The sequence below is a fragment of the Cesiribacter andamanensis AMV16 genome (assembly GCF_000348925.1).
Classification (GTDB): Bacteria; Bacteroidota; Bacteroidia; order Cytophagales; family Cyclobacteriaceae; genus Cesiribacter; species Cesiribacter andamanensis.
This window is the reverse complement of the sequence record NZ_AODQ01000188.1, coordinates 1-6,550: the sequence shown is the minus strand read 5'-3', so window position 1 is coordinate 6,550 and position 6,550 is coordinate 1. Positions and strand designations below refer to the sequence as shown.

Sequence of the window (6,550 nt, the reverse complement as noted above, 5' to 3'; positions counted from 1 at the left end):
TGGAACCTGCGGGACGAGCACATGATGAGCACCCTCAGTGAGCTGTTGCGGGTGCACGGCCCCGAGAGCAAGGCGATTGTGTGGGCGCACAATACCCCATATAGGGGATGCCCGCTATACCGATATGGCAGCTGGCGGGCTCTGGAACCTGGGTCAGCTGGCGCGCCAGCAGCTTGGCCCAGAGCAGGTAAAGCTGGTTGGTCTGGGAGCCTTTGAGGGGAGCGTTACAGCGGGACGGTACTGGGGCGCACCCCTGGAGCACATGCAGCTGCCACCGGCCCGAGAGGGCAGCTGGGAGGAGACCCTTCAGCAGGCCGGCAACAGCTTTTATCTTCTTTCCAAAGAAATTGCCCATACCAATGCCGTCCAGCAGAAGGTGCTGCATCGCGCCGTAGGGGTAGTATACAATCCGGAGCAGGAGCGTCGCTCAAACTATGTGCCCTCCCGGATTACCAAACGCTATGATGCCTTTCTCTTTTTCAAAAACAGTCAGGCGCTGCACCCCCTGCGGCAGGAAGAAGCGGAAAGCGGCCTGCCCGACACCTATCCCTGGGGCTTTTAAGCAATAACTTTTTAGGGGTAGGATCGTTTTTACTACTGTAGAACCACTAAACACGATATAGATATGGCAACTGATAGTTCAAAAAACAATAGATCTCCACAAGGCAAAGGAAACCCCGGCGACGTGGGTAAGTCAAAATCTCCGCTTAAGGACAATAAAGACCGTGGCCCCGCCGACCTGAATTATAAAGCCCAACTGGCCGATGAGTATACCGAAGGGATAGATGAGCCCAGAAGCGACCTGGCCACCAACCCCAACCGCAATACCGATAAGGTAAATAACCAAAGTACCCCCTATGGGGCTAAAGGAAAAGAATAGTACCCGTATACCACCATACTTGTAGAAGCCTGCAGCTTGCAGGCTTTTTTAACGTTTAGGCTATCCCAACAAAAACAGTACTGAGCAGTTATACTCCTGTTAGCGTACAGTTCAGCTACTATTTTTTCGCCATGTCCTATCATATCCGCACCAAGCCCCTGCTACGGGCAGTTCTTATTTTTTTAACGGTCTGGGCCTTCTTTGCAGGCATCTATTATGCAAAGCCTTTTTTATCCCCGCTGGTATTTGCCGGCCTGTTTGCCATGCTGCTGTGGCCAATCTGCCGCAAGCTGGAAGCCTGGGGGGTAAATGACAAACTGGCGGCCCTTCTTTCGGTGCTGCTGTTTGTGGCCGTATTTTTTGGAGTTGGCTTTTTGCTAAGCAACCAGATCAAAGGCTTTGTAGAACAATTGCCGCAAATGCAGGAAGCTTTTGAGCAACGGCTGGAAGATGCCAAGATTTTCATAGAAGACACCTTTGGCATTTCTGAAGAGCGGCAGGAAAAAGCCCTGTCGGAGCAGGGCAGCCAGCGCGGCAGGCAGCTGGGGCAGCAGGCGGCTTTTATATCGTCAATGCGCTGGGCAAATTCCTGATCATGCTGGTGTATATCTTTTTACTGCTGCTGTACCGGGCCCGCTTCAAAAATTTTATCATCCAGTACACCCCCGAAGAGCGGCGGGACAAGGCCCATGAGATCATTGTGCGCTCAGCACATGTTGCCAAGGACTATCTGGGCGGCCGTCTGCTGCTGATGATCATTCTGGCTGTATTTTACTGTGTGGGTCTGAGTGTAATTGGCATAGAACAAGCCATCTTCTTTGGGGTGCTGGCAGCCATACTGGGCATCATACCGTTTGTAGGCAATATCCTGGGCGCCATACTGCCTATTTCCATGGCGCTCATCAATGATGGCACCTCTACCGCCCTGGCAGTAGTAGGACTCTTCACCGTGGTGCAGCTTATTGAAAACTACCTGCTGGAACCCATGGTTGTGGGCAAGAAGGTAGACCTCAATGCTTTTTTCGCCATTGCCATTGTCATTCTCGGAGAAATGCTCTGGGGAATATCAGGCGCAATTCTTGCCATGCCGGTGCTGGGCATCGCCAAGATCATTTTTGACAACATCAAACAGCTGGAGCCGCTGGGCTACCTTATTGGAGAGGACAAGAATGAAAGTGACTCGGGGCTGAGCAAAAAACTTGTGGATAAAATCAAGGGGATATTTAGCAACTAAAATGGTGCGACAACAGGTAGTAAAGCTGCACTTGAAGCAGATAACATAAGACGCTCTGCATGCACAACTTATAGGCTGCAGGTTAAAGAAAATAAATTGGTATAGCTGGTGCTTTACCTCTCAAATTTTCTATATTACTAAACGATCAGGGTTACATCCCATTTTAGTAATAGCATGCGGTATCAAAGCAGTACCACCCTTCTTCTTACCCAGCTTTTGCCCCTTGACCCCCTCGTTACCACCAAAGGGCCAGACTGGAAGATGCCACCCCCAGGGCCCTCGGAGGGGGTGGATTACCACTTCCTGATCCATCCTCAAAAAATCAGCATCTATGCCGGAGAGCAGCTTTCTGCCACAGCACCCGAGCTGCAGCTTCCCCTGCTGGTGCACCCCACCGATGCTGCCCGGCTCATCAAAGAACTGCTCAGGACCCACGATACCGAGACCCCTGCTGCCGTTACAGCCATAGGCCGCCTGCAGGCCCTGGATGGCCACCAGTGGATAGACTGTGAGCTTACCGCCCATGCGCTGCCCGGTTCATACAAAGATCTGCTGGGCTGGCATGTGGTAGCCCGGCAGTGCCGCCCCGCCGAAGAGCCGGCCGATGCTCCCCTGCTACAGGTACTGGCCCATATGTACCGGGCCGGCCAGTGGGAATATTCCCCCCAGCAGGGCTGTCTGAAGCTGGACCAAACCCTGCTGGACCTGCTGAAATTGCCCAGGCTAAGCGGCTTTACACCCCAAAGTCTTTTTCATCATTTTTCCAGAGCAGACAGAACCCGGCTGCTCAAACAGGTCTTTCAGGTACAGCGCAAAGGTGGCTTTTTCCAGCTGCACCTACGCTTCAAAACCCCGGTGCCCGGCAAAGTCAAATCCATCACCATTTCCGGCGGCGCCTTTCACAGCCCTGAGGGAGCCCTGTACCTGGCCGGCCTGTGCTTTGATAATACACAGGTTCAGCGCTATTACTCCAAACAGAAGCTAACCTCTGCCTTTCTGGATGAAACCCAGGATCTGGCCAAGATCGGTTGCTTTGAATGGAACCCTTCTATTCAAAAACTGCGCACTACCCCCCAGTTGCGCAAGCTCATAGGCCTGCCCGCCGATGCCCGACCAACCCCCGACCAGCTGGACCACCTGCTGGCACCTGCCGACCTGCAGCAGCTAATGGCCGCTTATAACCGCCTGCTCAATGGCACGCCCGAGCAGGAACTTACCCTGCAGATCAGACTTCCCCAGGGACAGCAGCGCACCCTTTGGTTTCGGGCAAGAGTAATGGAGCAAAAAGACCGGCTTCTCACCCTGATCGGTATTGTGCAGGATGTAAGCGAACGGATCGAACGACAGGTACAACTGGAGTCCAGGGACCGCATCATCAGCGGGTTTTTAGAGAATCTGCCTGTAAGCATCATCGCCATCGACAATACAGAAACCATTGTTTCGGTAGCCGGCAATGGCCTGGCAAGGCTCAAGGGGCCATCCAGATCAGCGGCAGGCCTCCCCCTGGCGCAGGTACTGCCCGAACTGCAGCCCGAGCTGCGAGAGGTTTTAAAGGGACAGGCCAGAAGTTTTCATACCGAACATCAGCAGGGCAAGCAGTCCAACAGCTTTTTTAACCACTTTTATTTTGATGAACAGCGCCAGCTGGCCATAGGCTTTATGCTGGACACATCCGAGCAAAAACAGGCAGAGCATGCGGCTCGCCAGGTAAAGCACCTGGAGCATCGCCACCAGCTCATGGATACCTTTGTGCATGCCGTAGCCCATGACCTGCGCGCACCGGTAGTAAACCTGGACATGCTGCTGCATTTCTTCAAAGAAGAAAAAGTGCCCAGTGAGCAGGACCGGTACGTAACAGCCATGAGCAATGGGGTGCAGCACCTGAAACGCACCCTGGATGCCCTTATTGAGATTTTGCGCCTGGAGAAAGACAGCAACCTGCATGCCGAGCATATCTCCTTCCAGGAGCTGCTGGAGGAGCTTAAAGAAGAGTGGCAGGACAAACTGCAGGAAGCCGGGGGTGCCCTTACTACCTTTTTACAGTGCGAAAGCATCTGCTATAACCGCGCCTACCTGAGCAGTATTTTGCGCAACCTCATCTCAAACGCCATCAAATACAGTGCACCGGGCCGCCCGCCCCAGATCACCATCTGTACTGAGATACGCGGCAATGTGGTAATGCTGCTGGTGCAGGATAACGGCATAGGCATGGACCTAAAAAAATGGAAGCATCTGCTCTTTCAGCCCTTTAAGCGGCTGAACAATTACAAAAAGGGCACCGGCATAGGCCTGCACCTCATTCGCCAGATGATCGAGAAAAATGGCGGCAAAATTAAGGTAAAAAGCCTGCCTGGCGAAGGCAGCACCTTTTTCTGCTTTTTGCGCCCCTATGCCACCCCTCCAGGGCATCCCAGCACCGGGCTGTAAGCTGCCTCCTACTTTATCAATCCGTACCGCTCTCCCCTTCAACACGCCCTGCCCGGATATGCTTACGCCCTTTCCCCAAAGCGGAAAACTGTCCGAAAAGCGTATGCCCGGTGGGTATTTTTCAAAATAAAATCCATACCTTATCGCTGAATTCATTACATCAACACACTCATATCAACACATTAACAATGAGGATTTTACGAAAACAAGCTTGGGCGGCCTGCATGGCGGTAGCATTGGCTGCTACGTCTGCCTGCGAAACCTCCCGGCCTCCTCAGGCTGTTGCCGAACCCGCTGCAGTGGCCCCCGAAACCGGACTTAACCTGGCCTACGACAAGTACACCCTTGACAACGGCCTGGAGGTGATTTTGCATCAGGACGCTTCCGACCCCATTGTGGCCGTATCCATTCTCTACCACGTAGGTTCCAGCCGGGAAAAACCTGGCAGAACAGGCTTTGCGCACTTCTTTGAGCATATGCTCTTTCAAAGCTCCGAAAACGTGCCTAAAGGCCATTTTTTCAGCCGCATCAATGATCTGGGCGGCACCTTCAACGGCGGCACCTGGACGGATGGCACCATTTACTATGAGACCGTCCCCAAGGATGCCCTTGAGAAAGTGCTCTGGATGGAAGCCGATCGCATGGGCTTTTTTATCAATACCGTAACCCGCGCCGCCCTGGAGAACGAAAAACTGGTAGTGAAAAACGAAAAGCGGCAGCGCTACGATAACCAGCCCTACGGACACACCAGCTATGTGATCAACAAAGCACTCTATCCTGAGTCGCACCCCTATAACTGGCTCACCATAGGCTCCCTGGCCGATCTGCAGGCCGCCACCCTGGACGACGTACAGGAATTTTACGATACGTACTACGGCACCAACAATGCCACCCTGGTAATTGCCGGTGACTTTAGCAAGCAAGAGGTCAAAGCCTGGGTAGACAAGTATTTTGGCGAGATCAAAGACAAGGAAAAAGTGGAGCCAATGCCGGCCCAGCAGCCCCAGCTGAGCAGTACCAAAAAGGTATACCATGAGGATGCCTATGCAAAACTGCCGGAGCTCAGCCTGGTATGGCCTACTGTACAAATGCTGCAGGACGATGCCTATGCGCTGGACATCCTGGGTGATCTGCTGGCCGATGGCAAGCGTGCCCCCCTGTACCGCCTGCTGGTGGAGCGGGAAAAGCTGGCGCCCAGCGCCCGCGCCTACAACAGCAGCCAGGAGCTTGCCGGCACCTTCAACATCAAGGTACGGGCCTTTGATGGCAAGGACCTGGACCAGGTATACGCCAGCGTACAGGCCGCACTTGATAGCTTTGCCACTACCGGCTTTACCGAAGAGGACCTTACCCGCATCAAGAACAAGCAGGAAACCAGCTTCTACAACGGCCTTACCAGCGTATTTGGCAAAGCCTACCAGCTGGCGTATTACAATGAATTTGCCGGCTCACCCGATAAACTGATGGAAGCGGTAGAAAAATCGCGCCAGGTAAGCCGGGCCGATGTAATGCGCGTGTTTGAGAAATACGTGCGCAACAAGCCGCACATCATTGCTTCATTTGTACCCAAAGGCCAGCTCAATCTGGCTGTAGAGGGCTCGCAGCAGGCAGCCATTGAAGAAGAAGACATCTCTTCTGCCGTAACCGAAACCTTTGACGAGGAAGCCGAAGCTAAGGAAATTCAGCGTACCCCTTCCTCCTTTGACCGCAGCCAGGAGCCCGGTCTGGGCCAGGCGCCTACCCTATCGGCCCCACAGATCTGGGATACCCAACTGGAGAATGGCCTTAAGGTGTACAGTATCCGCTATGAGGAGCTACCCCTGGTGCAGATAAGCCTGCGCATGATGGGCGGTGGCTACCTGGAAGATCCCAACAAGGTAGGGGTTGCCAACCTGCTGACCGACCTGATGATGGAAGGCACCGCCACTAAAACGCCCGAGGAGCTGGAAGATGCCATCGGACAGCTGGGTGCCAGCATCAGCATGGTAGCCGATAAGGAAAGCATTACC

At 53.6% G+C, this 6,550-nt stretch carries 6 protein-coding genes and 1 pseudogene; all 7 read left to right on the top strand.

Annotation, left to right across the window (positions count from 1 at the left end):
• Positions 1 to 6: 6 nt before the first annotated feature.
• Positions 7 to 84 (top strand): annotated as a pseudogene (locus ADICEAN_RS24000) (hypothetical protein); the annotation flags it as partial.
• Positions 77 to 562, top strand: coding sequence for an erythromycin esterase family protein (locus ADICEAN_RS19935; protein WP_394330777.1), 486 nt, complete (start codon positions 77 to 79; stop codon positions 560 to 562). The pseudogene ADICEAN_RS24000 and the gene ADICEAN_RS19935, both read left to right, overlap by 8 nt.
• Before the next feature lie 123 nt (positions 563 to 685).
• Entirely contained in the window at positions 686 to 880 is a 195-nt protein-coding gene (locus tag ADICEAN_RS19930) for a hypothetical protein (RefSeq protein ID WP_040398450.1), read from the top strand.
• Positions 881 to 1,011: 131 nt separating this feature from the next.
• On the top strand, positions 1,012 to 1,473 hold the full coding sequence (locus ADICEAN_RS23645) for an AI-2E family transporter (RefSeq protein WP_009197471.1): 462 nt from the start codon (positions 1,012 to 1,014) through the stop codon (positions 1,471 to 1,473).
• A gap of 2 nt (positions 1,474 to 1,475) precedes the next feature.
• Positions 1,476 to 2,114, top strand: a complete 639-nt coding sequence (locus ADICEAN_RS23640; protein ID WP_009197470.1) for an AI-2E family transporter — start codon at positions 1,476 to 1,478, stop codon at positions 2,112 to 2,114.
• A 174-nt stretch (positions 2,115 to 2,288) separates the two neighbouring features.
• Positions 2,289 to 4,541, top strand: coding sequence for a PAS domain-containing sensor histidine kinase (locus ADICEAN_RS19915; RefSeq protein WP_009197469.1), 2,253 nt, complete (start codon positions 2,289 to 2,291; stop codon positions 4,539 to 4,541).
• Positions 4,542 to 4,765: 224 nt separating this feature from the next.
• On the top strand, positions 4,766 to 6,550 hold a 1,785-nt coding region (locus tag ADICEAN_RS19910; RefSeq protein WP_161622741.1), incomplete at its 3' end, for a M16 family metallopeptidase.

Excerpts from the sequence above, each read along its gene's own strand:
- ADICEAN_RS23645 (WP_009197471.1), top strand. The coding sequence starts at position 1,012 with ATGTCCTATCATATCCGCACCAAGCCCCTGCTACGGGCAGTTCTTATT.
- ADICEAN_RS23640 (WP_009197470.1), top strand. The coding sequence starts at position 1,476 with ATGCTGGTGTATATCTTTTTACTGCTGCTGTACCGGGCCCGCTTCAAA.
- ADICEAN_RS19915 (WP_009197469.1), top strand. The coding sequence starts at position 2,289 with ATGCGGTATCAAAGCAGTACCACCCTTCTTCTTACCCAGCTTTTGCCC.